Genomic DNA, 26,967 nt, shown 5'->3' on the forward strand with positions numbered 1-26,967 from the left:
GGCACCATCCGCCACTCGCGTTACCCGCCGACGGCAGAAAGATTGCAATTTCTCAATGTTGGTCACAAATCTGTGTGACAATCGCAGGTCAGAAACTGCGGCGCGTGATTGCAGAATGCCTTGAGACAGCCGGAAAAAGGCTGGCCGAAGTGGGAAGAAGATGAAGATCCTGATCGCCGAAGACGATTCCGCGACGGCACAATTCATAGCGCGGGGGTTTCGAGAGGAAGGGCATGTCGTCGACTGTCTTGACGATGGTCGGGATGCGCTCGCCCAGGCGACGACGGCAAGCTACGACGTTGCGATCGTGGACCGCATGTTGCCGGGTCTCGATGGTTTGTCCGTCGTCAAGGCGCTGCGTGCCGCGAACAACCCCCTGCCGGTCATTTTCCTGACCGCCATGGACGGGCTGGAAGACCGGGTGGATGGGTTGAAGGCGGGCGGGGACGATTACCTGGTCAAGCCCTTCGCCTTTGCCGAATTGTCCGCCCGTGTCGACGCGGTGGCGCGGCGGCCCCCGGTTCAGACCACGGAGACGACGGTTCTGACCGCCGGGGATCTGCAGATGGACCTCGTACGTCGAAAGGTCACCCGTGCGGGCAAGACCATCGATTTGCTGCCAAGGGAATTCGCGTTGCTGGAAACCCTGTTGCGCCGGAAAGGCCGGGTGCAGACCCGGACCATGCTTCTGGAAGCGGTCTGGGGGATCAGTTTCGATCCGCAGACCAATGTCGTCGACACCCATATCAGCCGCCTGCGCGCGAAGGTCGACAAGCCGTTCGACCGCGATCTGATCGTCACGGTTCGAGGGGCCGGGTACCGGATCGATGACTAGCGGGGAGACGCGGCAGAAGACCGGGCGCTGGTGGCGGCAGCTGCATCATTCGGCGCCGATGCGCCACACGCTTCTGTTGCTGGCAGTCTTCATCGCCATCGACGTTCTCAGCCTTGGTGCCGCCTATCTGAAGCTTCGGGCCGACGTTGCGAGGGAACTGGCCGCTGAACTGCGCCGCGAGGCGGCCGGGCTCGATCTGACGGCAACGCCGAACGCATTGTCGACGATTGTCGCCGCGCGGGCTCGCGTGAGCGATCCCGCTGAAATGGTCATGGTCTTCCTGCGTTCCGACGGCAGGCAGGTCGGCAACGTGCGGGCGGCGATGCGGGGTGGCGAGATCGCTCTTGTCCCCCGTGAGGGTGGCGAGCCCCTCGCTCCGGCGGGATACTTGCGCGAGCCGCAGGAACTGGCCGGTGGCATCCTGATCCTCGGGGTGAGCCTCGCTCCGCTAGACGACCTGCGGAGAAACTTTCTGCTGCTGTTTCTCATCAGCATCGTCCCGACAGCGGCGCTGTCGCTGCTGGCGGGTGTTGCCGTCGCCCGTCGCGATGCGCGCCGGGTGTCGGATATCGAACGGACGCTCGATCAGCTGACGGGCGGGGATCTGACCGCCCGCGCCGATCCACCGACGGGATCCGACGACATGGCGAGGATCGCGCTGGGGGTGAACCGGTTGGCCAGCAAACAGCAAAACTCCATCGCGGCGTTGCGGCAGGTGTCGACGGATATCGCGCATGACCTGAAGACACCGCTTCAGCGCGTGTCCGGGCTGCTTGAAGACCTCCAGCGCTCCGTTGAAGGCAATGCCGAGGCCGAAGCGCTTGCCGGGCAGGCGGCGCACGAGGTCCGGCGCGCCGGGTCGGTGTTCAACGCGATGGTGCGGATCGCGATGGTGGAGGGCAGCGATCACGGCCAGAATTTCACCATCGTCGATCTTGGCAAGATCGCGAAGGACATCGCGGAGTTGTACCAGCCGACCATCGAGGACGCGGGAAAGACGCTGCAGGTCGACATCGACGAACGCACCCATCCGATCAAGGGCGATGCAGAACTTTTGGGGCAGGCCGTTTCGAATCTGCTTGAGAACGCGCTTGTCCATACGCCTGCCGGTACCGAAATCACGGTTTCGGTCGAGGAATCCTCGGATGGTGTCAGCCTGATCGTCGCGGACACGGGCAGCGGAATTCCCGAAGGCGAACGTGGCAAGGTCACGCAACGCTTCTACAGGCTCGAACGAAGCCGGTCCACGCCGGGTCACGGGCTTGGATTGTCGCTTGTCGCGGCGGTCGCTGAATTGCACTCCGCCGAGATGATGCTGGCCGACAACGAACCGGGTCTGCGTGCCACGATAAGGTTCAAGGCAGTGTGAAGCTCCGGCAACAGGATGGGAGTGCCGGTTTCGAGGTATGCGGTTTTTGCATGGCAGGTATGCGAGTTCGAGGATTAAATATGCTTGCATTAATTATGTAGACATATACTTTCCGCGTATGATCAGGAAACAAAACGATATTGTCGGCTCCCTTTTTCAGGACATCGCTCACCTGATCCGCCAGCGGATCGACAACGAATTGCAGCCGTTCGGGCTGACCCGTCTCAAGTGGTTGGCCATCGGGCTGGTGCAGACCACGCCGGGGATGACACAAAGCGAGTTGGCCGCACGGCTTGAGTTGAAACCGGCAGCCACCGGCAAGCTTGTCGACCGGCTGGTGAGCCGGGAACTGGTGGAGCGGCGCGCCGATCCCGGCGACCGGCGTGTCCACCGCCTGTTCGTGACCGAAAAGTCCGACAACCTGCTGATCGAGTTGGAACCGGTCGGCACAGCGATCCGCGAAGACGTCCTCCAGGATTTCGGATCGAAGGAGCGCAAGCAACTGGAGGACCTGTTGAACCGGCTCAAGCAGCGTTTGGTTTAGTCCGCGATCTTCGCACTCTCGGTGTTCCTGACCGTGGAAGCCCTGTCTTGGGTCAGTACCCTGTCAACGATCTGGGAAAGGATCATGACGATGACTGTACGAACCATCGTGGACGCGCACCGGGGCCGGAAATCCCCTTTCTGCACGTCCGATATATCCGTGTTCGATGCGGCCGTGGAAATCGCCGAACTCGGCGTGAACGCGCTGGCGGTTGTCGATGACGGCAAGCTGGCCGGCATCATCACCGACCACGACATCATCCGCGCGCTGGCAGATACCGGCGCTGACCTGGGAGAGATCCGCGTCAGCGAATGGATGACGCCGGACGTGAAGACCTGCACACCCGACAGCAAGCTGTCCGACGCGCTGAACATCATGGCGCGGTACGGTATCCGGCATCTCGTGGTCGTCGAGGGTGATGCGCCCGTGGCCGTGCTGGGCGCACGCGACGTGCTGACCCGGATCCACGAAAACGACGAGTTGCAACTGCGCGTCCTGCAGGACATCGCCCGCATCTCGCACGCGACGCAGGTCGCCTGAACCGGATGACCCCGTCCCGCCCTCGCGGATGGGGCGGGGTCGACCTTGCCGCGCGTGGAACCTCATGGCGGACTTCTCCGATCTTTTCCTGCCGAAGCTGATCACCGTCCTGCGTGACGGGTATGACCTGCACGCGTTCAAGGCGGACGCGGTCGCGGGTCTGACCGTGGCGGTCGTCGCGCTGCCGCTTTCCATGGCCATCGCCATCGCGTCCGGTGCGACGCCGGCGCAGGGCCTTTATACCGCGATCATCGGCGGGTTCCTCGTCTCTGCACTGGGGGGAAGCCGGTTCCAGATCGGCGGGCCGGCGGGGGCGTTCATCGTTCTGGTCGCCGCCACCGTCATGCAGCATGGCATGGACGGGTTGATCCTTGCGACGGCGATTGCCGGTCTGCTGCTGGTCGCGGCCGGGTTCCTGCGGCTCGGCACGTATATCAAGTTCATCCCCTACCCGGTGACGGTGGGCTTCACCGCCGGGATTGCGGTCATCATCTTTGCCAGCCAGTTGCGAGAGTTGCTTGGCCTGTCGCCCGACGGGTCCGAGCCCGGACCGCTGGTCGAGAAGTTGCCCTACCTGTGGGAGGCGCTGCCGACATTCAGCGCCACCGCCGTTGCCGTGTCGCTGGGCACCATCGCCGTGATCGTGGTGCAGCGGCGCTATCGCCCGCACTGGCCCGGCATGCTGATCGCCGTTTGTCTTGCCGCGCTTGCGGTCTGGGCGCTGTCCCTGCCGGTTGCCACAATCGGCAGCCGGTTCGGCGGCATCCCCGGCGGCCTGCCCGCACCGCACCTGCCCGAGATCACCCTGGCCAAGGTCCAGGCCGTGCTGCCCGCGGCGGTGTCCTTCGCGCTTCTGGGTGCAATCGAGTCGCTCTTGTCGGCGGTGGTGGCGGACGCCATGACGGGTCGGCGGCACCGGTCGAACTGCGAACTGGTGGCGCAGGGCGTGGCCAATATCGGATCGGCCCTGTTCGGCGGCATCTGCGTGACGGGCACCATCGCGCGCACGGCCACCAACGTCCGGGCCGGGGCGCACGGCCCCGTCGCGGGCATGCTGCACGCCCTGTTCCTGCTGGTCTTCATGCTGGTGGCCGCGCCGCTCGCTGCGTACATCCCGCTCTCGGCGCTGGCGGGGGTGCTGGCAGTGGTTGCGTGGAACATGATCGAGCGGGACGCGGTTCTGACACTCCTGCGTGCCAATACGGGCGAGGCCTCGGTCCTTGGGGTGACGTTCCTGTTGACGATTTTCCGTGACCTGACCGAAGCCATCGTCGTCGGTTTCGCGCTCGGCGCGGTGCTTTTCATCGCGCGGATGTCCCGCACGACCGCCATCGTGACGGCCACGCCGCTGGTCCCGGTCGACCGCCCCGATGACGGCAATGGCGGGCGCACGGAATTCCATGAAGAAGAAGCTGCCGATCCAGACATCCTTGTCTACCACATCCGCGGTGCGTTCTTTTTCGGTGCGGCAGCATCGGTCGGTGCGGTGCTAGATCGCATATCGGACACCGCGAAGGCTTTGATCCTCGACCTGTCGGCCGTGCCGTTCATCGACTCGACGGGCGCCGCCGTGATCGAAAGCCTTGGTCACAAGATGCGTGACCGGGGGGTTCCGCTCATCCTGATCGGCACGACCCACGAGTTGCGGCAGGAACTCTTTTCCCACGACCTCAAACCTCCGCTCGTTCGATACGAGCCCACACTGGAAATCGCGCGCAGCTACGCACAGCACAGGATGGACCCCGCATGAGCAACCTGTACCTGACCTGGCAATTCTGGGCGCTGCTTGCGGCCGTTTTCGCCGCCTTGACGGCGATCTTCGCAAAGCTTGGCGTCGATACCATCGCCTCCGATCTGGCGACCTTCCTGCGCACGCTGGTCGTCGTTGTCGTCCTCGTGGCTCTGCTGACGGCCAAGGGCGGCTGGCAGACACTGGACGAGGTAACCCCGCGCGCCGCGGTCTTCCTCGTCTTGTCCGGCCTTGCGACCGGTGCGTCGTGGCTGTGCTATTTCCGGGCGCTGAAGCTGGGTGACGCGGCACGCGTCGCGCCCATCGACAAGCTGAGCGTCGTGTTTGTCGCCATTCTTGGTGTCACGCTGCTGGGCGAGTCACTGTCACCGACCCACTGGGCCGGAATCGGGCTGATCGCCGTCGGCGCGATCCTCGTCGCGCTGTGACCTAAATCATTGCTCTTTGCGGCTGGTATACACATGGTCACTCATTGAAATAAACGCCACGTCAACCGGACCGAGATACGATTGCTTACCTCGAGACCTGACAGAAACGCCGGCCTTATAAGAAGCCGGTTTGCACCGAGACCGCGCCGCACAACGCATACCGGGCTGTTCTGGCAATTCAGCATGTAGTGATGAATCCAAAGCCCCTCGCTGCCGGCGCGTAGGTGCGATCCGCTTGTGTCGAACCCGGAATCTGTGAGTGGAGCGAGTCACCGCCACTGTTGATCTGGAGGAGGCCAAGGTCATCCAGAACCCGATTGGCGGTGAGGCGCTCCGGATGTCGTCGGACTTGTTCAGGCATGGGCTTGAAGTCGGACTCGAACACGCGACGGCCATGCCCGATTGCAATGTCACCGGCACTCATCCGCTTGCGACGGGGCGCATCGTTCTGGCGCACCTGAAGGAGGGGCTCGACTATTACGCGCGCCTGGCATGCATGGAACTGGAGATGGAGATCACGGTCGCGCTCGCGTCGGGCGACTGCGAGAGGGCGGCCCGGAAACGTCTGGAGCTTGCGGACGCCTGACAGGCGCTGGAGCGGCAAATCGCCTCTCAATTGTCCCGGCTTCCAACATGACACCGCGGCCAAGGCCGAATTGATCCTTCGCCGTTCAGCCGCGGGGTCAGACAGAGACGGAGGCTCCGGTCACGACAACCAGGAGGCCAAGGGCGGCGAGGCAGGAAAACGCGATCGCCGCCGTTCGGTGGCCGGACGCCAGCGATCCTGCCGCGGCGTTGGCGGCCTGGATCGCGTAGTATGCGGCGAATGCGCGCGAGGCTATCGTGATGATCTCGAACACGTTGGCGCTCCAAGTCAGCACCACTCCGATCACGGCCAGCACGGTATATCCGGCACGCGTGCTCACGCGGCCGCGCGTCAGCTCCGCAACCAGCCCGCCGGATCCTGCCGTGTCCGCGACAGCGGCGCTGAACTGGGCCGCCAGCGCGGCACCGACAAGCAGAACGGGCAGGATCGGCGCGGCGACCTTCATCAACGGAATGATGGCGGTTTCGCTCAGGGGTATCGTTCCCGAAGCGAACAGGAAGCTCAGCAGGAGGATATAGACCATGTAGATCGCCGTCGCGATCCACTGCGCGCGTTTCATGCTCTGGATGCGGGTGTGCGCGTCGTATTGCCTGCCCAGGTATCGCGACGTCTCGAATCCCTGAACCGTGACGATCAGGCCGAAGACAAGGGTCAATCCTGCCCAGTCGGTCACTTGCGGCGGGTTGAACACCAAGGCCCCTCGGGCCGCCGTCGCGCCGAAATAGATGGCAAGACCGCATAGCAGCCCGGCAATGATCGCCAGCTTCAGGGTGACGGCCAGCTTCTCCATTCCTTCGAGCGCGGTAAAGCCTCGGGTCCAGCCCGTGTAGGCAATTACCAAAAGGGCTCCGGTCGTCACCAGACGCGCCGCCAGCGGATCGTCGTAGGGCGTGAGGCTGAGCGAGAACGCGCCCAGCAGGTTCAGGTAGTAGGCAACGGAAATCGCGTAAGCCAGAACCAGAACCCACGAAGCTACAAGCTCCAGCATGTCCTCGAGCCGCGAGCGTTGCGTGTCCTTGTCCATCCGCAGGATATTGAAGCGTATCGCGGTGCCGAAGGCGTAAGCCAAGATGCACAGCAGGGCCATCGCGACGGGGGCATAGTACCCGAACGACGCATCGAGGATCGGGCCTATGACAAGAAAGCCGCTGCCGATGATGGATGCCAAGGGGGTGACGATCGCTCGCCACCCGACCGACGTCGCAACGCGGGGATGAAGAAGTACCGCCGCTACCAGAACCGAAACGGCCAGTACCGCGACATTTGTCATTGCGTCGGTTTTCGGCTTGACAGTGTCGTGCCGGTCCAGGCCGGCGGGTCAGAGGCGGGGAATGACTCTTCGTCGGCTTCGAGGACCGGATCGAACGCTTCCGGTGTGCTGCCGGGAGCAGGGTTGCCCTCGCCGGCCTCCGTCGCGGAGGTGGTGACCGAACGCGCGGGTGGGGCTTGTGGTTCGTGGTGCGCCCGTTCGCCCGTCCCGGCATCGTCGCTCACGATATAATCCCAGTCGTTGTGCTCGGCGAAGGCGACGGCGCTGTCACGATTCGGGAACCTGAGCCGGATGGGCTGGAACGGGTCGGAACTGGCAATCCACCCCATCAGCGGGTCGGTGGACTTTGCCTGTGAGGGCTCGAATTCGAGCACCCAGCCCCGATTGCGCGGCCCCGATTGCGTGACCGTCTTCGACGGGCGGTAGATCAGCGCCGGCGGGACATCCTTCGAGCGCAGATCGGTTCCGGGCCGTTTCGGGTCGAATGGCGGGCGGTTGTGTTTCTGACGTCCTATCATCGGAGCGATCCTCCAACTTGTTCAGCTTGTCGCCTGTTCGCCTGACGCAGCCTCGCTGCGCCGCAGTTTCAGTCCCAGCACCAGCATCACGATGCCGAAGATCGCGGCGTAAAGGCCGAGCAGCCAGCCAAGCGCCAGCAGGCTTTCAGCCGGACGGAGCATCAGCAACCACACGACGGCAACGCCGAACAGGACCGACAATACGCCGCTGAGACCCAGCCAGACTTCGCCTTCGATTTCCTTGCGCAGGCGAATGGCCGTCGCGATCTCGAACATTCCCGAGACGACGGACCAGAACGCGATGCTGGCCCACAGGAAGGCGGCAAGCACAAGGGTTGCCACCATCGGCGCCACGATTACGATGATACCGGTCAGGACACCAAGAACGCCGCTGGCGGCCAGCCATCCCCACCTTTCGCCCTGGCGGATGTTGCGCACGGCCGAGATCAGACCGAAGACGCCGTCGGCGAAGGCGAAGGCGCCGAACAGGATCGTCAGGGTCAGGACGGCCCCTGCCGGCATCAGGAATGCAAGAACGGCGATAATCAGCGCGACCACGCCGCGCAGAACGAAGGCCCACCAGTTCCGCGACAAGGTGCAAGCAATGTTTACTTCGAAGTTTTCCCTGGTCATCTCGTAGACCTCCATGAAGTGCCCGGCGGCCAACGTGGCCGCCGGGAGAGTGGTGCGTTATTCCGCGGCGGCCGCCTTCGGTGCGTCACCGTCGGCATCGGATGCGTCGGGTTCGTCCGTGGCGTCAGCCGCTTTCGTGTCCTCTGCCTTCGCGTCCGGTTCCGGGCGTTCCAGCTTTTCGAAAACGACCTTCTGATCGTCGCCCGACCACGCGACGCGGACCCGGTCGCCATCCTCGATCCGGCCGGCCAGCAATTCGCGGGCCAGTTCGGTTTCCAGTTCGGACCGGATCAGGCGGCGCAATTCACGCGCCCCGAATTCCGGACGGAAACCGACCGCGCCGAAGTGATCGAGCGTGCTGTCGTCGTATTCCAGCTCCACACCCTGTGTGAGGGCGGTGCGGGCAACCCGCTTGAGCTGCAATTCGACGATCTGGCGGATCTCGGTCTGGTTCAGCGAATGGAAGACGATGATCTCGTCGATCCGGTTGATGAACTCGGGCCGGAAGTGGTGCCGCAGCACCTCCATCAGCTCGGATTTCTGCTTGGCCTCGTCGAACTCCTTGGTGCCCCGTTTCTTGAGGTTCTTCTGGATGATCTCCGAGCCGAGGTTCGAGGTCGCGATGATGATGGTGTTGGTAAAGTCCACCACGCGCCCCTTGCCGTCGGTCAGGCGACCGTCATCGAAGACCTGAAGCAGGATGTTGTAGACATCCGGGTGCGCCTTCTCGATCTCGTCGAGCAGGATGACGGAGTAGGGCCGGCGCCGCACGCGTTCGGTCAACTGGCCGCCCTCGTCATAGCCGACATAGCCCGGAGGCGCACCGACCAGACGGGCGACCGCGTGGCGTTCGCCGTATTCCGACATGTCGATCCGGATCATGGCGTCTTCGTCGCCATAGATCGTTTCGGCAAGCGCCTTGGCCAGCTCAGTCTTGCCTACGCCGGTCGGCCCGAGGAACAGGAAGGTCGCGGTCGGGGAAGACCCTTCGCGCAGGCCCGCACGGGCCAGACGCACGGCGTCCGACACGGCGCCGATGGCTTCTTCCTGGCCGATGACACGCTCGTGCAGGCGGTCTTCCAGCAGCAGCAGCTTTTCTTTCTCTTCAGTCGTCAGCTCGTTGACCGGCACGCCGGTGATCTTGCTGACGATCTGGGCGACGTGATCGGACCGGACTTCTGCCGTGGCGGACGCGCGATCCTTCTTCCAGGTCTCCAGCAGGTCGTCGAGTTCGGCCTGCTTGGCCTCCTGCTCTTTTTTCAACTCGGCAGCGCGGTCGAACTGCTTCCGGGCAGAGGCATAGTCCAGCTCGCGCTTGATCTGCTCGACTTCGGCTTCCAGTTCCTGCACGTCCACCGGGCGCGCCGTGGCGCTGATCTTCACCCGCGCGGCGGCCTGGTCGATCAGGTCGATGGCCTTGTCGGGCATGAAGCGGCCGGTGATGTAGCGATCCGACAGCTCGGCGGCGGCGATGATCGCCTCGTCGGTGATCGTCACCTTGTGGTGGGATTCCAGCGTGTCGCGCAGCCCGCGCAGGATCATGATGACCTGCGCCACGGTCGGTTCGTCGACATAGACCGGCTGGAAGCGCCGTTCGAGTGCTGCATCCTTCTCGATGTATTTCTGGTACTCGTTCAGCGTTGTCGCACCGATCAGGTTCAACTCGCCCCGCGCCAGCGCGGGCTTGAACGTGTTGGCGATGTCCAGACCGCCCTCGCCACCGCCTTGTCCTGCACCGACGATGGTGTGGATCTCGTCGATGAAGAGGATCATGTTGTCCTTTTCCTCGGTGATCTCCTTGAGGATCTTCTGGACGCGTTCCTCGAACTCGCCGCGGTACTTGGACCCGGCCACCATCGAGTTGATGTTCAGCTCGACCAGGCGCTTGTCGCGCAGGGCCTCGGGCACCTCGCCCGCGACGATGCGCTGGGCGAGGCCCTCGATGATGGCGGTCTTGCCGACGCCGGGTTCACCGATCAGGACCGGGTTGTTCTTCTTGCGGCGGGCCAGCACCTCGATCGTGGTTTCGATTTCACGCGCGCGACCGATGACCGGGTCCAGCTTGCCTTCGCGGGCGGCCTTGGTCAGGTCGCGGCTGAACTCGTCAAGGTCCGGCGTGTTCGACGGGGTGTCGACGCGTCCTTCCTCGGCACCCTTGCCGACGACCTTGGTGATCTGTTGCCGCAAGGCCTGGCTGGTGAGGCCGTACTTGCGCAGGATGCCCGCGGCGATGCCTTCGCCTTCCTCGGCCAGGCCGATCAGCAGGTGTTCGGGGCCGACATAGGAATGCCCCAGCTCGTTCGAGGCGATGAAGGCGCGGTTCAGGGCGTCCTTCACGCGGGGGCTGACGCGGATCTCGGCATCGGCGTCGGTGGCCTCTCCCTTGCGGGCTTCGGTGTCGATCTGGCGGCGCAGGTCGTTGGCGTCGATCTTGAACTGGTCGAGCAGCGTCTTGACCACGTCCGAGCCGGTCAGCGCGAACAGCAGGTGTTCGGTGTCGACCTCGCTGCGGCCGTATTCATGCGCTTTCTGGGCGGCATCCTGCAGCAGCTTGTTGGCCTGTTCGCTAAGCCGGTCGGCAATGTTCATGCCGCCGCCACCGCGACGCGCGGTCGAGCGGACGGGGATGGATTCGCCGTCCGTGTCGGCGCCGAGGCGATCGAACAGGCTTCCGCCGCGACCGCTGTCGCCGAAAAACTCGTCCAGCAGTGAATTGCCGCCGAAGAGCGATTCCAGCGGCGATGCGCTGCGCTGCTGGCGCCGGGCGAGCTTGCGATAATCCTCGTCGCACAGCTCCATCGTCTGGCGCTCTCCGTTTACCGACACCTGGGCCCTGAAAGCAGCCGGGCGGGTCTTGCATACATCACAAATTCCGTTTGCCATTGTCAGTGTCCTCCATTTCTTACGGCTTGCTATTCGCAAGCAGGGATTCGGTTCTTTGAGGTGGATCAAGCTGCCCGAGACGCTTGCGGGTTTTTGACCTTTTCGGCGATGGCCTGCAGGTCCGGTTCGTCAAGGGTTTCCCGCTCAAGCAGGTCTTTCGCGGCTTCCTCAAGCAGTTTGCGATTCTGTTTCAGAAGCGAGACGGTCCGGTCGAACACCTTGTCGACTTCCGCCTTGACCGCCGCGTCCATGCGTTCGGCGGTCGCCTCGCTGTAGCGGCGGTTCAGCCACGAGGACTGGTCGCCGGTTCCAAGGAAGCCCGGACGGTCCGTGTCATAGCTGACATGCCCAAGTTCGGGGTCCATGCCGTACCGGGCCACCATCGCACGGGCGATATCGGTTGCCTTGACGAGGTCGTCGGCGGCGCCGGTCGACAGGTGGTTGTAGATGACCTTCTCGGCCGCGCGACCGCCCAGCAGGACCGCGATCTTGTTTTCCAGTTCGTCGCTGGTCATCAGGAACCGGTCCTCGGTCGGGCGCTGGATGGTATAGCCAAGCGCACCGATGCCGCGCGGGATGATCGAAACCTTGTGGACGGGGTCCACGCCCGGCAGCGCCATCGCGACCAGCGCGTGCCCCATCTCGTGATGCGCGACGATCTCGCGCTCGCGGGCGTTCAGCACGCGGTTCTTCTTTTCAAGCCCCGCGACGATCCGTTCCACGGCGTTGTTGAAGTCGTCCATGCTTACAGCGTTTGCGCGGCGGCGGGTTGCAAGCAGGGCGGCCTCGTTCACGAGGTTCGCAAGATCCGCGCCCGAGAAACCGGGGGTGAGGGCGGCGACCTTTTCGGCGTCCACGTTGGGGGCGAGCGTCACCTTCTTCATGTGCACGTTCAGGATCGCGACGCGGCCCTTCTTGTCGGGACGGTCGACCAGAACCTGCCGGTCGAAGCGACCGGCGCGCAGCAGGGCCGGGTCGAGGATCTCGGGCCGGTTGGTGGCGGCCAGCAGAACGATCCCGACCGACGGGTCAAAGCCGTCCAGTTCGGTCAGAAGCTGGTTCAGCGTCTGTTCGCGTTCGTCGTTGCCGCCGGCCATGTTGCCCGCGCCGCGGGCGCGGCCAAGCGCGTCCAGTTCGTCGATGAAGATGATGGCGGGGGCGCTTTTCCGGGCCTGTTCGAACAGGTCGCGCACGCGTGCCGCGCCGACGCCCACGAACATCTCGACGAATTCCGATCCCGAGATGGACAGGAAGGTCACACCCGCCTGGCCGGCCACCGCGCGCGCCAGAAGGGTCTTGCCGGTGCCCGGAGGGCCAACAAGCAGAATGCCCTTGGGCATGCGCGCGCCCAGCTTGGAATATTCGGCCGGATCGCGAAGGAATTCGACGACTTCCTCAAGTTCCTGCTTGGCCTCGTCAACGCCGGCAACGTCATCGAACGTCACGCCGGTTTCCTTTTCCATGTAGACCTTCGCACGGCTCTTGCCGATCTGCATGAAGCCGCCGAATCCCTGCTTGTCGGCGATCTTGCGGAAGAAGAACGACCAGAGCGCGAAGAAGACCAGCGCCGGGACGACCCACGAAAGCACGGCACCAAGCCACGTGTTTTCCGGCACGCCGGTAATGTCGACGTCAGCCTGGTCGATGCGATCCAGAAGCGCGGGATCCACGATGTTGGTGACGAACCGGCTGTGGCCATCGACGGGCGAGGTAAAGACGCCGGTGATCCGGTCCTTGCCGACGGCGACCGACTGGATCCTGTTCTCTTCGAGGTAGGATTCGAACTGGCTGTAGCTGATCGGACTGATATCGCGGGTGCCCGCGACGATGTCCTGAATCAGGATCACTGCCATGAACGCGAGGATCCAGTACCAGATGTTGATTTCGGTCTTTCTTTCCATGGTGTCCCTCTTCGTCCGCTTGAATGTCAGGCCACTTGCGAGCGGTCTTCCGTGAGGCGGCATTTGATCGTCTGAAGCGATTGCCGCAGGCGTTGTCTTTCATGTTGGCCGAGATCCTGAAGGACATCTTCTCTCAGGAACTCGCCGATCGGTTCGATGCGTTCGAGCAAGTCTCGCGCCTGGTCTGTGATCGACAGCAAATTGGCGCGTCGGTCGTCCGGGTGGTCATGCCTTCGCACCAGCCCCCGTTCTTCGAGCCGATCGATCAACTTCCCCGTCGCAGCCGTTCCGAGCTCAAGCCTCGCGGCAAGCTCCGACTGCGTCAGCATTTCGTTCTGGTCCACTATCGATATGGCCAGCCAAGTGACCCGCGTCAGGTCGTAAGGCCTGAGCGCTTCATCGATGCGCAGGCGCAATTGGTGCGCCACATCGTGGATCAGAGACCTGATGAGGTCATCCTTCATTCGAACCATGCGCCACCATGTATTATTGATACAGATAAGATGCATACACATCATATATGTAAGTTAAATATGGTTAGCGATAATTCGCATCAAGAGAGGCGATGAAGTTTTTTATTTATAGCAAAAACAATATTTTAGCCAAAAATCCGTTCGTGCCTCGACACATGCCCCCGCCGAATCTGCTCACGTGTGGCTTCACACGCGCTGGTTGACTCGTTTTGGCATCATGGAAGCAGGGCTTACGACAGGTCCAGAACCGCGTCGGCAATCGCCGCCCCGCATTGCGTCGTGTCGGCCGGCCCGCCCAGGTCGGGAGTGCGCAAAGCCTCTTCGGACAGGACCCGTTCGATGGCCGTCACGATCCCCTGACCGGCATCCTTCGCGCCCAGATGATCGAGCATCATCGCGGCGGCCCAGATCTGGCCGACGGGATTGGCAGTGCCCTTGCCCGCGATGTCGGGGGCGGAGCCGTGAACGGGTTCGAACAGCGAGGGGAACTTGCCTTCGGGGTTGATGTTTCCGGACGGCGCGATGCCGATCGTGCCGGTACATGCCGGTCCGAGGTCCGACAGGATGTCACCGAAGAGGTTCGAGGCGACGACCACGTCGAACCAGTCGGGGTGCAGGACGAACTGCGCGGTCAGGATGTCGATATGATACTTGTCCACTTTCACGTCCGGATATTGCGATGCCATGTCGGCCACGCGTTCATCCCAGTAAGGCATCGTGATCGAGATCCCGTTGGACTTGGTCGCGGACGTCAGGTGCCCGCCGCGCTCCCGCGCGAGGTCAAAGGCGTATTTCAGGATACGGTCGACCCCGATGCGGCTCATCACCGTCTCCTGGATGACGACCTCCCGGTCGGTGTTCGGGAACATGCGCCCACCGATCGAGGAATATTCGCCCTCGGTGTTTTCGCGCACGATCATCATGTCGATGTCACCCGGTGCGCGACCTGCCAGCGGCAGCGGCACGCCGGGCATCGCCCGCGCGGGGCGCAGGCTGACATATTGATCGAATTCCCGGCGAAACTGGATCAGCGACCCCCAGAGCGAGACATGGTCCGGCACCAGTTCCGGCCAGCCGACCGCGCCGAAGAAAAGCGCGTCGCTCCCCGCCAGCCGGTCCTTCCAATCGGCGGGCATCATCTCGCCGTGCTTGACGTAATAGTCGCAGGACGCGAACTCGTGTTCGGTGAAGTCGAACCCGAGGTCGAACCGCTTCTGCGCGGCCTGCAGAACCCGCAATCCTTCGGGAACGGTTTCCTTCCCGATGCCGTCTCCGGGGATCACCGCGATGTTCCAGCTGTTTCGTGCCATTCGGTGTTCCCCTCCAGAAATGCGCGGTACACGCGACGTGATGTCCCGTGCTTACCAGAAAGATGGACGGTTTCACCTCAATTCAGGGTCCGTCGTGCGGGTGACAAAAATTGTCCGCCGGATCGAGACGCACGACCCGATCACCCCAGGACCGACTTCGGGAAATAGAAGCTGACGACCCAGTTGGGCATGTCCACGATTTCCGAAATCCGCAGATCGCCTGACACGCTGCACAGCATGTAGGCGTCGACAGGGGACACCTTCGCGGTGGCGCAGATCCAGTCGATCATCTGGCGCACCGCGTCACGTGCCGATTGCATCAGGTCCGGGCCGATGCCGGTGGTCACGCGATAGCCGTGGCCGTCGATGTGGTTGGTGACCGGCCCACCGGTTTCCAGTCGCGGAAACGCGAAATTCGCGTTCTTGACCAGGTCGACCGTGATCTCGACCGTCATGGGGCTTTCGATGGCGGTGCCGCAGATCTCGCCATCGCCCTGTGCGGCATGCGTGTCCCCCAGCGACAGCAGCCCGCCCGCGACCTCGACCGGCAGGTAAAGCGTCGATCCACGGCAATTGTCGCGGATGTCGAGGTTGCCTCCCACCCGGCGCGGCGGCACCACGCTGTGCAGTCCTTTCTCGGCGAGGGCGAGGCCAATCGTGCCCACGAAGGGTTTCAGCGCGACCTGACCCATGGGCGAGAAAAGGGCGGGTTTCGAAAGCCCCGTGTCGTAGGTCCAGACGTGCAGGGCGGCGTCGGGGAAGTCGTCCGCCAGAAGCCCGAAACCGGGGATGTTGGCCGTCCACCCCCAGCCCGAGGCATGGAACGCGTCGAAGGTGATGGCCACGGCATCCCCCGGCTCTGCCCCGTCGACGTGGATTGGCCCGGTGACCGGGTTCACCTTGTCGAAATCAAGCGCAGTCAGGTCTTCCAGCGTCGCGTTGGCGTGCAACTGCCCTCCCGACGCGTCTATCGTTTCGACGGCGATGGTCTGGCCGGGCGCGACGCTCAGCACCGGCTCGATCGTGTTGTCCCAGCCAAGGTGGTGGTGATGCTTGTGGATCGTGTGATTGCAGGTCATCGGGAGCCTCCGTTGCTTGATCCTAACCTGTAAGACGGATCGGCCCGTGCAGGGCGTAGGTGTCGGCGGGGGACGGGTTGCCGGGGACCGAGCCGCCGCCGAAATGCGCAACGATACCTGCCACTGCGTTCAGGGAGGTCTGGACCGCGCCCTCGACCCATGCCGGCGTCCAGCTGATCCCGTCGCCCGCGAGAAAGATACCACGTTCGACCGGCGGCATGTCGCCCTGCATGAAATGGCCGAACATGCGGTGGGTGTACCGGTAGTGCCCCGGCAACGCGCCCTTGAAGGCACCAAGAAAGTTGCTGTCCGCTTCCCAGCTGACCGTGATCGGGTCGCCGACGATATGGCCGCGGATATCGACGTTCGGATAAATCTTTGCCAGTGCCGACAGCGCGAGGTCGACGCGCTGTTCCACCGGCAGCGGCAGCACCTTCAGGGCATCGGTCATCCACGCATAGCTGAGGCATATGACCGAGGGTTTGTCGGGCCCGTTGTCGAACAGGTAGGTGCCGCGCGTCATCCGGTCCGTCAGGGTCATCGACATCGTGTCGCGCCCGGTCGCTGGGTCCTTGTCCTTCCAGAACGGACGGTCGACCATCACGAAGGTCTTGGCCGATTGCATATACCGCGTGCGGTCAAGCGCCATCCAAACCTCTTGCGAAAAGAGCCTCTCCTCGGTGTCGATCGCCGTTGTCAGAAGATGCGTCTGGCAGGTGACAAGCACGGCGTCGAACGTGTCGCGCCGCCCCCACGTGTCGGTGATCTCGAACGCGTCGTCGCCCGACCGTTGGATGCGCTTGGCACCCGCGCGGGTCGCGCCGTCGTTGAGGCTGCTCAGCGTCGTGCCGGCGGGCCAGTGCACCAGCCGGTCGGGCGCGCGGCTCCACAATCCGCGCGGCACCTGTTCCACCCCGCCCGTGATGTAGCGCTGGTTGTCATCGCAGTCGGTGAGGTTGACGCGCAGGATTTCCAGCATCGAGTTGGGGAAGTCGCTGTCCCAGCCGCCGGTGCCGAACCCGACCTGCCCGAACACCTCGCGGTGATGGAACGACAGCTTGCGGAACGCCTCGGACGAGACCACGAAATCATAGAACGTGCGTTCGTCCCAGGTAGAGACCAGCGGATTCCAGATCTCCTTGATCGCCGGAATGTCACGGTCGCGGATCGCCTGTTTCAGCGCCGCGAAATTCGCGCCCTGCTCCAGTGCCGCGTCATAGGCCTGCGCGACCTCTTGGAAGAGGGCAGGGAGGTCATGCAGCGTCTCGGCGTAATAGGTCTCTCCCAACAGGTCGATCACCGTCGACCCGGCAGCGGGGGTCAGGGGGTTCGGGAAGGGTTTGCTTTCAAGGCCCAGTAGGTCGACGTAATGGTAAAATCCGGTTCCCGAAACCGGGAACCGCATGCCGCCCAGTTCCGCGATCACGCCGTCGGCGCCTTCGAAGGGTTGCGAGCGCAACCGCCCGCCGAACCGACCGGATTCGAACAGGACCGGGTGCAGGCCCAGCTTCATCAACTCGTAGCCCGCGATCACGCCCGCCGCGCCGGCCCCGATGATCGCGACCTTGCGACCGTGCGCCGTGTCGGGCACCGAACCCAGCCCGCCAGGGCTTTTGATCCAGTCGTCATAGGCAAAAGGAAAGTCGGGTCCGAAGACCGTGACCGGGTTCATTCAGGACCTCCGTAAAGATCGGGGCGACGGTCTTTCAGGTGGGTCTGCGTTGCGCGGGTGGCGCGCAGGGTTTCGCGGTCGAGCATGGCATAAAGGAGTTCTTCGCCTTGGCCACCGCGCACGAGGTCAGCCCCGTCGGGACCGGTCACGCAGGACAGGCCGTTATAGGCGAATTCGCCTTCGGCCCCGACATAGTTGCAGTAGGCGACGAAGATCGCGTTTTCCTCGGCCCGTGCGGGGACAAGCCGGGTGGCGACGCCGTCGAACGGGGCCATATTTGCGGTGGGGCACAGGATGCAGTCCGCACCGCGAAGTGTCAGCGCGCGGGCCAGTTCGGGAAACTCGATGTCGTAACAGATGGCCAGCGCGACCTTCCAACCAGCAAGGTCGAAAACCGGCGACAGCGTGTCCCCCGCCGTGAACTGCGCCCGGTCCACGTCTCCGAACAGGTGGGTTTTATTGTATCGCCCGACCTCCTGCCCGGTCCTGTCGATCGCGATGCAGGCGTTCAGGGGATGCGGGCTACCCGGCAGGGCAAGCCCGGCCACCAGCGCGATCCCGTGCCTGCGGGCTATCGCGGCAAGGTGCTCCTGCACGCGCACCGCCTGATCCGCATGTGTCATGACCTGGCTTGCGCCGATATTGTACCCGCCCACGAACATCTCGGGCGTGACAAGCACCTCGACCCCTGCGTCGGCAGCGGTCCGGGCGGCGGTGGTCACGGCGTCCAGCGCCGGATCGATCCCGTACCGGGGATGCGTCTGCCAGAGCGCCAGTTTCATGCGCCGCTCCTAGTAGGTTTCGGAATAGGCGGCGCAGCGGGAGGGCACATCCATGTCGGCGACATGCGCGATCTCGGACGCCTTGTGCGTGCGGTACACCTCGGCGAATTGCGCCGGGAACCAGCCGGTGACCGTCTCGTTGCCGGTGAAGGCATCAAGGGCCGCGTCAAGCGTTTCGGGCAACCGGGTAAAGCCTCTTGCGGCAAGGTCTTCGGGCGACAGCAGCGACAGGTCATCCTCGGTCGCGTCCGGCGCACGCAGCCCGTCCTCGATCCCCTGGCACCCGGCATGGACCACGGCGGCCAGCGCCAGATGCGGACAGGCGGCGGCGTCCGCCGCGCGGTACTCGATGTTGAATTGCTTCGCGATTGATGCCGGGTCCTTCGCCGTTACGGGGCAGACCCGAAGCGAAGCCTCGCGATCCCGGAAACCGAGGTTGTTGTAGGCCGCCGACCAGCGATGCGGCGTCAGCCGTTCGTAAGAGATCACCGAAGGGGCGGTCAGCGCGAGGATGTTCGGCATGTACCGCAACACGCCGGCCGCGAAGGCATCCGTCAGGGCGGACATGCCACAGGGCCCGTCCTTGTCATAGGTGAGCGGCGCGCCGTCATCGTCGCGGAAACTCAGGTGGATGTGCACGCCGTTGCCGACCGAGGCCGTGTCGAGGATCGGCGCGAAGGTCGCCTCTTCGCCCATGTGGCGCGCGGTCGAGCGGGTGACTTCGCGCAGGATCACGGCGGCATCGGCGGCGGTGATGCCCAGTTCCGGTGCGATCACCACTTCGAACTGGTTCGGGCCGTATTCCTTCATGATGCTGTCAGGGGTCAGGCCCGCGTCCTTCAACGCGCTCATCAGCGTTCCAAGGAACGCGCGGCGGGGTTCGAACGCGTTCCGCCCGAAGCCTTCGTTGGGTAGCCCGGCGCCCTTGAGTTGAAACTCGTGCTCGAAGGCGGAAAACAGGTGCGCACCGCTCAGACTGTTCAGACGCTCCAAGGCCTGGCGCAGGATGTGACGGGTGCAGAAATCCCACGGGTCCCCGTCCAGCGTCACGATATCGCCCAGCATGAAATGCTCTGGCGCGTCGTCGTCGAATGCGAGCCTCACTTCGCACTCGGCATCCGGGATCAGCAGCAGGTCGCCAAGGGAGCCGAAGGGACTGTCCCCGATCCCGTCGAAACAGTTGATCTGCACGTTCGTCGGCACCCATCCCACGCCACGTTTCAGGCGTCGTTCAAGCTGATCGGCGGGAAAAGCCTTGCCGCGCACCTTGCCCGCGATGTCGCAGGTGGCGGCGAATATCAGGGGCATCGGGGTCATGCGTCTGTGTCCTTGGTGGTGATGCGCATCGTGTCCCAGCTTTCGATCCGGGTGCGGGTGGTTTCCCAGTTGTCCTCGGCGATGCGGGTCACGATGGCCTCGGTCACGGCGAGGGCGGAGGAGTAGGTATCCCACAGCGTCCCCGACTCGATCGGCACCGGCAGGACGTCGGTTGCGTGACGTGCGACGGGGGAAATCCACTTGTCGGTCATCACGATGACACGGGCATTGCGTTCATCGCGCGCCAGTTTCGCCAGTGACGCGAGCGAGGTCTGGTACCGGCGGAAGTCGACGACGAAAAAGACGTCTCCCGCCTTCATCTGCAACAGGTATTCCGGCCAGGTCTCCGGGTCGGACGGCAGGTGGTAGACGCCGGGCCGGACCTGCCGCAGGTGGAACGACATATGCGCCGCGATCGTGTCGCTGATCCGTCCGCCGATCACGTAGACGTTGTGTTTCGGGTTGGCGAGAAGGCCACAGGCGCGGTTGAACTGTTCCTCGGTGATGGCGTCCCCGGCAATTGCCATCTGGGCGCTGGCCTTGGACAGGAAGTCCGACAGGAAGTCGCCCTCGATATGGCGGCCGCGTTCGTGCACTTCCACCGGGCTCCGGTCACCGTCCTTCAGTTCCGCGATCAGGGAGCGCTGGAATTCCTGGTAACCCGCCAGCCCGATCTTGCCCATGAAGCGCGAGATGGACGGTGCCGACACCTCGGACCGTTCGGCGAGGTCCTGGATCGAGGAAAGGCCGGCATAGGGATAGTCCGAAAGGATGGCCGCCGCCAGTTTGCGTTCGCCGGCGGTGAAGGCATCGGATGCCTGTTCGATCTTTTGCCTGATCTGCACGTCTGTTCCTTGGCTTTCCTGCTTGTTGCCTCAGCGTTTCTGAAAATTTTCTTTCAGTCAAATTGAAATTCTTGACTTTGGAATTTTTGGTTCGTCTACTCGTGCCCGAAACCGGGGAGCAATCGTGAGTCGAACACACGCCACTGATGACGTGATAGCCGGGCAATCCGGTCGCGGACAGCTTCTGTGTCCGGACGATCCCGCTCCGGTCGAGGTCTGTCATGCGCGTTCCAAGTCGCCGGTCGTGCTGTTGTGCGAACATGCCGGCCAGGCCATTCCGCAGGCGCTGAACGGGCTGGGCCTGCCGGACGGTGCCATCGATCAGCACATCGGGTGGGATATCGGGGCAGGGGCGCTGGCCCGCGCGGTGTCTGATCGCCTGCGCTGCCCGCTGATCATCCAGCGCTACAGCCGGCTGGTGATCGATTGCAACCGCCCGCCGGGGTCGGAGGCCTCGGTGCCCGAGGCAAGCGACGGGGTCCGCGTGCCGGGCAATGCCGGGCTTGGGCCGAAGGATCTGGCAGAGCGCACGTGCGCGATCTTCAATCCGATGAACGCGGCCATCGACGCCGCGTTCGACGCGCATCCACGGCAGGCGGCCTTTTCGATCCATTCCTTCACGCGGCATTTCCAGGGACAGGACCGCCCGTGGGATGCGGGGTTCCTGACGCGGCGCGACCGGCCGACGGCGCGGGTCCTGATGACCTCCATTTCCCGGAAAGCAGCCGATCTCGAGCTGGCGCTGAACCAGCCCTACCAGATCGAGGATGCCACCGATTGGTTCATCCCCCGCCATGCGGAACCGCGCGGTGTGCGGCACACGCTGATCGAAGTGCGCAACGATCATCTGCGGGATGAGGCAGGCGTCGCCCATTGGGCCGACCTTCTGGCCGACGCGATTCACGACGCGGTTGCGGAGGCGCGGCCATGACGGATGCGCTGACCCGCAATCGCGCCCTCGTCCCGGCAGAGGCCGCGCTATTGTTCGTGGATGTCCAGAACTTTGCGGCGCATCCCGACGGGGGCGAATTCAAGGACATGCCGCCGGACGTATTCTCGGACACGTACGAATTGTTCTTCGACGAGTTGAAGACCCGCGTGGTCCCCAACATGCAGGCCATCCAGTCTGCCTGCCGCGCCGCTGGGGTCGAGGTGATGTATACCACCATCGAAAGCCTCACCCTCGACGGTCGTGACCGGTCGCTCGATTACAAGATCACGGGGTTCAACGTGCCCAAGGGGTCATGGGACGGCAAGGTGATCGACCAGATCGCGCCGCAGGGCGACGAGATGGTGTTTCCAAAATCGTCCTCGTCGGTCTTCATCTCCACCCATATCGATTACGTGCTCCGCAACCTTGGTGTCCGGCAGCTGGTGATATCGGGGCTGATCACGGATCAATGCGTGGAAAGCGCGATCCGGGATGCGTGTGATCTTGGATACCTTGTCACGCAGGTCACGGATGCCTGCCTGACCTACACCCCCGAACGGCACCTGAATTCGATCGCTGCGATCAAGGGCTATTGCCGGCAGGTCACCACCGCCGAACTCGTCGCCGAACTGGGTCAGACATGACCGGGGCGGGACGGCAGCAAAGGGCGAGGCGCGGATGCTGGAACTGAACGGCGTCAGCAAGTCCTTCGGTGGCGTGCACGCGGTGCGCGACGTGTCCTTCGTACTTGAGCAGGGCGAGGTGCGCGGGCTGATCGGGCCGAACGGGGCGGGGAAGTCCACGCTTGTGAACCTGATTTCCGGGCTGCTTGCACCGACCGCTGGAAGCATGACGCTGGATGGCCTGCCGCTGAAGGGCAAGAGCGCGCATCAGCGTGCGCGGCTGGGTATCGCGCGGACGTTCCAGAACCTGCGCGTCTTTCCCAGCCTCAGCGTCGAGCAGAATATCGACGTCGCCCGGTACGCCGCGGGTGGCGCGCCGCTGGTCGACGCGGCCATCGCCGAGTTCGGCCTGCGCGACAAGCTGACCGCGCGCGCCAATGCCCTGTCCTATGGCGATCAGCGGCGGCTTGAAATCGTTCGCGGGCTCGCGCTTGGGCCCAAGGTCCTGATGCTCGACGAACCTGCCGCCGGCATGAACGAGGAAGAAACGGCGGCGCTGGGCGCGTCGCTCAGATGGGTGCAGCGCGAGGCGGGGTGCGCGCTGTTCGTTATCGACCATGACCTGAAATTCATCATGACCCTGTGCGACCGGATCACCGTGCTCGACATGGGAGCGGTCATCGCCGAGGGCAGCCCGCAGGAGATCACGCAGAACCCCAAGGTCATCAGCGCCTACCTCGGGGAGGATATCGGCGCAGAGGCATAATCCCGGAAGACGACCAACAAGGAGACGACCATGAAAAAGAGAATTCTCGCAGCCCTGGCCTGCACCGCGCTGGCGACACCGGCACTTGCGCAAGAGACGATCAAGATCGGCCTCGGCGTTCCGATGACCGGCGACTATGCACCCTATGCCGAATGGCAGGGCGCGCGCTGCATGGCCGAAATGATCAACGCCGATGGCGGCGTCGACGGCAAGATAATCGAGATCCTCGTGCAGGATTCCGGCGCCGACACGCAGACGGCGATTTCGCTGGCACAGAAGTTCCTCGATGAAGGCGCGGTGATGCTGGGCACGATCCCGTTTTCCGACACGATGATCCCGGTGGCGCAGATTGCGAAGGGGTATGGCGTGTCGATCTTCCAGCCCCAGTCAACGCAGGTCGAAATGCATGCGGGCATCGTCGACAACTTCTTCACCGGCGTCTCGCCCGACCCGTTCACCGCCACGGCCGCCGCCAATTACGCGCTGGAGAACGGGGTGAAGGACGTCGTTCTGCTGGCCTCGGACGAAGGCGGCAGCTGGTCGGCCAAGACGCCCCTGTGGTTCGGCGAGGTGATCGAGGCGGGTGGCGGCAAGGTCCTGACGACGCTGAACTTCAGCTTCGGAACCTCGGACTGGTCCCCGCAGATCGCGGAAATGCGCGCCCTGGGTGAAGAGATCGACGCGGTCTACATCTCGTCCATCATGCCGGATGTCGGCGTGCTGGTGCGCCAGTTGCGCAGCGCCGGTATCGACGCGTGGGTCGTGGGGTCAGACGGGTTCGACGACCCGTCGCTCGATGCCATCGGGACCGACGATCCGTCGATCCTCGACAAGGTGTTCTTCGCCACGCTGGCACCCAGCCAGGACGACAGTGCGGTGGTGAACTTCATGAAGGCCTGCAAGGAATTGGGCGTTGACGTGCCGGGCCTGTTCCCGGCCACCGGCGCCGATACCGTCAAGGCGGTCGCATGGGCGGTCGGGCAATCGGGCAGCACCGATCCCGCGACCATCGCCAAGACCATCCGCGAGGCCGACAGCATTCCGGTGCTGACCGTCGACAGCATCTCGTTCAAGGACACCAAGACCTATGCGCAGCGCACGATCCCGGTGATCGGGTTCAAGGACGGCAAGCGCGTGCTGGTGTCGAACGTCGTGCCCGACAACGTGCCGACGGACTGGTAAGAGATCCGGCGCGGCCCGCTTGGGCCGCGCCCCTTCACGTCATGCTGGATATCCGCGACCTTCACGTCTTTCACGGCCCAATCGAGGCCGTCCACGGCATTTCCCTGAGCGTGGGCGCGGGGCAATGCGTGGCGCTTCTAGGACCGAACGGCGCGGGCAAGACCTCGACCATTTCCGCGATCTGCGGGGTGGCGCAATCGAGCGGCACCATCGCCCTTGAAGGGGCGGACCTGTCGAAGGCATCCGTCGAGGACCGGGTCAGGAGCGGCATCGCCGTCTCCCCGGAAGGACGGCGGATTTTCAGCAATCTCAGCGTGGAGGCGAACCTGCGCATCGGTGCCGGCGTCCGCCCGGATCGGGAGAACGTCGCCCGCGACATCGCCAACTGGTTCGAAACCTTTCCCATCCTCGGTGAACGCCGCACCCAGCCGGGCGGGACCCTGTCGGGTGGCGAGCAACAGATGCTTGCGATTGCACGCGCGCTGATGTCGCGGCCCAAGATCCTCTTGCTGGACGAACCCAGCCTCGGTCTCGCGCCTCGCATCGTCGCGCAGGTGTTCCAGATGATCGACCGGCTGCGATCCGAAGGCATGACGATCCTTTTGGTGGAACAGAACGCGCGGCAGGCGCTGAAGATCTCCGACTACGGCTACCTCCTGAATAACGGCCGGATACAGGCCGAAGGCACTCCGGCGGACCTGGGCGGGAGCAAGGACATGATGGCAAAGCTGACGGGTCTGGGCTGAGATGGAATATGTTGCGCAACAGGTCATCAACGCCCTGTCCTTCGGAGCCGAATACGCCTTGCTCGCGCTGGGCCTGGCGATTGTCTTCTCGGTCATGGGACTGGTCAATTTCGCCCATGGCGAGGTGATCGCGGTCGGCGGCTATACCATGGTCGCCTTCGCCGCGCTGGTGACGGCCAACCCGCTGATCATCATCGTCGGCGCCGTGGCGGCGACGGCGATGACCTCGGTCGCACTTGAACGGGTGGCGTTCAGGCCGGTGCGCTATGCCGATCCGACAACGGGGCTGCTGACCGCCTTCGGGGTTTCCATCGTCCTGCAGAACCTGTTCCTGCTGTTCATCTCGCCGCGCCCGATCGCGGTCACGTCGCTTTATTTCCTCGACGCGCCGGTGATGCTGTTCGGCGTGCAGATATCCTCGCTCCAGATCTTTGAATCCGTGACCACCGTCGTGGTGATTGTGGGGCTGGTACTGTTCCTGCAGAAGACCACCCTTGGTCTTGCGATGCGGGCGGCCTCGCTCGATTTCGAGATGGTGCGCCTGACGGGCATCCGCGCGAACCGAGTCTTTGCGCTGGCCTTCCTGATCTCCGGCCTGCTGGCCGGACTGGCGAGTGTCTTCATCATGGCGCGGCGCGGGTCGGTCGATCCGCATTTCGGCTTCAACCCGGTGCTCAAGGCGTTCGTTGCCTGCGTTGTCGGCGGGTTCGGCAGCCTGCCGGGGGCCGTCCTCGGGGGTTTCCTGCTGGGTGCCGTCGAGGTCGCGATGCTGGTCCTGTTACCGCAGGATTACGGCGGGTTGAAGGATGCGTTCGTGTTCGGGATCATCGCGCTTGTCCTCGTGTGGAGGCCCGACGGAATCCTCAGCCCGGCGCGGGAAAAGGGGGACAAGCAGTGACCCTCACCCAAAGCCAGAAGCGCGGGTTCTTCGGCGCGTGCATGCTCGCCGCGATCCTGATCGCCATTGGCGTCGTGACGACGTTCTTTGCCTCGAACTACCAGTTGCGGCTGGTCTACAGCGCCTTCGTGAACCTGATCGTGGTGCTGGGCCTGCAGGTCTTCATGGGCAATTCCCGGCTCACCAACCTCAGCCACAGCGCGTTCATGGGCATCGGCGCCTATGCCGCCGCGATCTGCGTAACCCCCGTGGCGATGAAACAGATCGCGCTGCCGGATGCACCTTGGGGGCTGAACGCCTTCGCGCTCGACCCCGTGACATCCGCCATCATCGCGCTGATCGTCACGGGCATCGTGTCCCTCGCGGTGGGCGTCTTCATCGTGCGGATGACGGGCACCGGGGCCACGATCGCAAGCCTCGCCGTCTTGGTGATCGTGCATTCGATCTTCCTCTACCGAACCGACATCTTCAAAGGCAACCAGGCGTTCTTCGGCATCCCGCAGGTATTTTCCCTGACCTCCATCGTGATCCTCGCCGTGGTGGTCGTGTTCATCGTGCGCGGCTTTCGCGAAAGCCCGTGGGGCGTGATGTTGCGCGCCTCGGCGGACGATGAAACCGGGGCGGCGGCGATGGGCGTGAACGTGCGGCGCCTGAGGCTGATCGCATGGGTCCTGTCCGGCCTGATCCTTGCTACGGCTGGCATCGCCTATGCCTATTTCCTCGGGACGATCTCGGCGCGGCCGTTCTATTTCAACCATGTCTTCCTGACGCTCGCGATGCTGATATTCGGCGGCATGCGCACGGTGACCGGCGCGGTGCTGGGCACCTTCGCGATCTCGTTCGGACTTGAAATCGTGCGATGGCTGGAAACCGGGCCCAAGGTTATCGGGATCAACCTGCCCGAACTGCTTGGTCTGTCCGGCATCATGCTGGGGCTGGTCATCGTCCTGACAATGGCCCTGCGCCCGGTCGGGGTCATGGGCGACCGGGAAATCGAAGAGGTGTTTTCAAAGCGGTGAGGCAGGCTGCGAGAGGCTTTCCAATCGTCGCGATACCTTCGCCGAT

General features: G+C 63.8%; 26 protein-coding genes. 14 read left to right on the forward strand and 12 right to left on the reverse strand.

What is annotated here, in order from left to right:
- Window positions 1-160: 160 nt before the first annotated feature.
- From ATO11_RS04150 to ATO11_RS04180, 7 genes are all read left to right on the forward strand, one after another.
- The gene (locus ATO11_RS04150; RefSeq protein ID WP_050529578.1) at window positions 161-835 is read left to right on the forward strand and encodes a winged helix-turn-helix domain-containing protein; all 675 of its coding nucleotides are present in this window, start codon (window positions 161-163) and stop codon (window positions 833-835) included.
- A complete protein-coding gene (locus ATO11_RS04155; RefSeq protein ID WP_082176146.1) occupies window positions 828-2,204 on the forward strand; it encodes a sensor histidine kinase in 1,377 nt (458 codons plus the stop codon). The genes ATO11_RS04150 and ATO11_RS04155 overlap by 8 nt, the downstream gene beginning before the upstream one ends.
- Window positions 2,205-2,322: 118 nt before the next feature.
- A complete protein-coding gene (locus ATO11_RS04160) occupies window positions 2,323-2,748 on the forward strand; it encodes a MarR family winged helix-turn-helix transcriptional regulator (RefSeq protein WP_050529580.1) in 426 nt (141 codons plus the stop codon).
- Window positions 2,749-2,838: 90 nt separating this feature from the next.
- Window positions 2,839-3,288 carry a CBS domain-containing protein gene (locus ATO11_RS04165; protein ID WP_165586929.1) on the forward strand — a complete coding sequence of 150 codons (450 nt, stop codon included), beginning with the start codon at window positions 2,839-2,841 and terminating at the stop codon, window positions 3,286-3,288.
- A gap of 64 nt (window positions 3,289-3,352) precedes the next feature.
- Window positions 3,353-5,038: a SulP family inorganic anion transporter gene (locus ATO11_RS04170; RefSeq protein WP_207382939.1), complete on the forward strand. Its 1,686-nt coding sequence runs from the start codon at window positions 3,353-3,355 to the stop codon at window positions 5,036-5,038.
- Window positions 5,035-5,466 carry an EamA family transporter gene (locus tag ATO11_RS04175; RefSeq protein ID WP_050529583.1) on the forward strand — a complete coding sequence of 144 codons (432 nt, stop codon included), beginning with the start codon at window positions 5,035-5,037 and terminating at the stop codon, window positions 5,464-5,466. The genes ATO11_RS04170 and ATO11_RS04175 overlap by 4 nt, the downstream gene beginning before the upstream one ends.
- A gap of 259 nt (window positions 5,467-5,725) precedes the next feature.
- Entirely contained in the window at window positions 5,726-6,052 is a 327-nt protein-coding gene (locus tag ATO11_RS04180) for a DUF5661 family protein (protein WP_050529584.1), read from the forward strand.
- Window positions 6,053-6,149: 97 nt separating this feature from the next.
- Here ATO11_RS04180 and ATO11_RS04185 read toward each other — a convergent pair whose 3' ends face one another.
- The 12 genes from ATO11_RS04185 to ATO11_RS04240 all read right to left on the reverse strand — a co-directional run bounded on the left by ATO11_RS04185 (window position 6,150) and on the right by ATO11_RS04240 (window position 20,756).
- On the reverse strand, window positions 6,150-7,343 hold the full coding sequence (locus tag ATO11_RS04185; protein WP_050529585.1) for a hypothetical protein: 1,194 nt from the start codon (window positions 7,341-7,343) through the stop codon (window positions 6,150-6,152).
- Window positions 7,340-7,861: an NADH dehydrogenase ubiquinone Fe-S protein 4 gene (locus ATO11_RS04190; protein WP_050529586.1), complete on the reverse strand. Its 522-nt coding sequence runs from the start codon at window positions 7,859-7,861 to the stop codon at window positions 7,340-7,342. The genes ATO11_RS04185 and ATO11_RS04190 overlap by 4 nt, the downstream gene beginning before the upstream one ends.
- Window positions 7,862-7,882: 21 nt before the next feature.
- Complete coding sequence (locus ATO11_RS04195) at window positions 7,883-8,494, reverse strand: HdeD family acid-resistance protein (RefSeq protein WP_050530030.1); 612 nt, start codon at window positions 8,492-8,494, stop codon at window positions 7,883-7,885.
- A gap of 57 nt (window positions 8,495-8,551) precedes the next feature.
- Window positions 8,552-11,320: an ATP-dependent Clp protease ATP-binding subunit gene (locus ATO11_RS04200; protein WP_278044279.1), complete on the reverse strand. Its 2,769-nt coding sequence runs from the start codon at window positions 11,318-11,320 to the stop codon at window positions 8,552-8,554.
- 122 nt (window positions 11,321-11,442) lie between these two features.
- Window positions 11,443-13,278 carry an ATP-dependent zinc metalloprotease FtsH gene (gene ftsH / locus ATO11_RS04205; protein WP_050529588.1) on the reverse strand — a complete coding sequence of 612 codons (1,836 nt, stop codon included), beginning with the start codon at window positions 13,276-13,278 and terminating at the stop codon, window positions 11,443-11,445.
- Window positions 13,279-13,304: 26 nt separating this feature from the next.
- On the reverse strand, window positions 13,305-13,742 hold the full coding sequence (locus tag ATO11_RS04210) for a MarR family winged helix-turn-helix transcriptional regulator (RefSeq protein ID WP_165586930.1): 438 nt from the start codon (window positions 13,740-13,742) through the stop codon (window positions 13,305-13,307).
- 239 nt (window positions 13,743-13,981) lie between these two features.
- Window positions 13,982-15,061 carry a tartrate dehydrogenase gene (locus ATO11_RS04215; protein ID WP_050529590.1) on the reverse strand — a complete coding sequence of 360 codons (1,080 nt, stop codon included), beginning with the start codon at window positions 15,059-15,061 and terminating at the stop codon, window positions 13,982-13,984.
- A gap of 140 nt (window positions 15,062-15,201) precedes the next feature.
- On the reverse strand, window positions 15,202-16,140 hold the full coding sequence (locus tag ATO11_RS04220; protein WP_050529591.1) for an acetamidase/formamidase family protein: 939 nt from the start codon (window positions 16,138-16,140) through the stop codon (window positions 15,202-15,204).
- A 22-nt stretch (window positions 16,141-16,162) separates the two neighbouring features.
- Window positions 16,163-17,812 carry a flavin monoamine oxidase family protein gene (locus tag ATO11_RS04225; RefSeq protein WP_050529592.1) on the reverse strand — a complete coding sequence of 550 codons (1,650 nt, stop codon included), beginning with the start codon at window positions 17,810-17,812 and terminating at the stop codon, window positions 16,163-16,165.
- Window positions 17,809-18,594: a carbon-nitrogen hydrolase family protein gene (locus ATO11_RS04230; RefSeq protein WP_050529593.1), complete on the reverse strand. Its 786-nt coding sequence runs from the start codon at window positions 18,592-18,594 to the stop codon at window positions 17,809-17,811. The genes ATO11_RS04225 and ATO11_RS04230 overlap by 4 nt, the downstream gene beginning before the upstream one ends.
- Window positions 18,595-18,603: 9 nt before the next feature.
- On the reverse strand, window positions 18,604-19,911 hold the full coding sequence (locus ATO11_RS04235) for a type I glutamate--ammonia ligase (RefSeq protein WP_050529594.1): 1,308 nt from the start codon (window positions 19,909-19,911) through the stop codon (window positions 18,604-18,606).
- Complete coding sequence (locus ATO11_RS04240; RefSeq protein ID WP_050529595.1) at window positions 19,908-20,756, reverse strand: MurR/RpiR family transcriptional regulator; 849 nt, start codon at window positions 20,754-20,756, stop codon at window positions 19,908-19,910. Before ATO11_RS04240 ends, ATO11_RS04235 begins: the two co-directional genes overlap by 4 nt.
- Window positions 20,757-20,880: 124 nt before the next feature.
- Between ATO11_RS04240 and ATO11_RS04245 the strand changes: the two genes are divergently transcribed.
- Genes ATO11_RS04245 through ATO11_RS04275 form a run of 7 tightly spaced genes read left to right on the forward strand, consistent with a single transcriptional unit; the run spans window position 20,881 to window position 26,921 of the window.
- Window positions 20,881-21,687, forward strand: coding sequence for an N-formylglutamate amidohydrolase (locus ATO11_RS04245; RefSeq protein WP_050529596.1), 807 nt, complete (start codon window positions 20,881-20,883; stop codon window positions 21,685-21,687).
- Window positions 21,684-22,331, forward strand: a complete 648-nt coding sequence (locus ATO11_RS04250) for a cysteine hydrolase family protein (protein WP_050529597.1) — start codon at window positions 21,684-21,686, stop codon at window positions 22,329-22,331. The genes ATO11_RS04245 and ATO11_RS04250 overlap by 4 nt, the downstream gene beginning before the upstream one ends.
- A gap of 34 nt (window positions 22,332-22,365) precedes the next feature.
- Window positions 22,366-23,076, forward strand: coding sequence for an ABC transporter ATP-binding protein (locus tag ATO11_RS04255; RefSeq protein ID WP_050529598.1), 711 nt, complete (start codon window positions 22,366-22,368; stop codon window positions 23,074-23,076).
- Window positions 23,077-23,106: 30 nt separating this feature from the next.
- Window positions 23,107-24,258 carry an ABC transporter substrate-binding protein gene (locus ATO11_RS04260; RefSeq protein ID WP_050529599.1) on the forward strand — a complete coding sequence of 384 codons (1,152 nt, stop codon included), beginning with the start codon at window positions 23,107-23,109 and terminating at the stop codon, window positions 24,256-24,258.
- A 41-nt stretch (window positions 24,259-24,299) separates the two neighbouring features.
- Window positions 24,300-25,004 carry an ABC transporter ATP-binding protein gene (locus ATO11_RS04265; protein ID WP_050529600.1) on the forward strand — a complete coding sequence of 235 codons (705 nt, stop codon included), beginning with the start codon at window positions 24,300-24,302 and terminating at the stop codon, window positions 25,002-25,004.
- A gap of 1 nt (window position 25,005) precedes the next feature.
- Window positions 25,006-25,902, forward strand: a complete 897-nt coding sequence (locus ATO11_RS04270; protein WP_050529601.1) for a branched-chain amino acid ABC transporter permease — start codon at window positions 25,006-25,008, stop codon at window positions 25,900-25,902.
- Window positions 25,899-26,921, forward strand: coding sequence for a branched-chain amino acid ABC transporter permease (locus tag ATO11_RS04275; protein ID WP_050529602.1), 1,023 nt, complete (start codon window positions 25,899-25,901; stop codon window positions 26,919-26,921). The genes ATO11_RS04270 and ATO11_RS04275 overlap by 4 nt, the downstream gene beginning before the upstream one ends.
- The last annotated feature ends 46 nt before the right edge of the window (window positions 26,922-26,967 follow it).

This window comes from Pseudaestuariivita atlantica (genome assembly GCF_001205715.1).
In the GTDB taxonomy this organism is placed as follows: Bacteria; Pseudomonadota; Alphaproteobacteria; order Rhodobacterales; family Rhodobacteraceae; genus Pseudaestuariivita; species Pseudaestuariivita atlantica.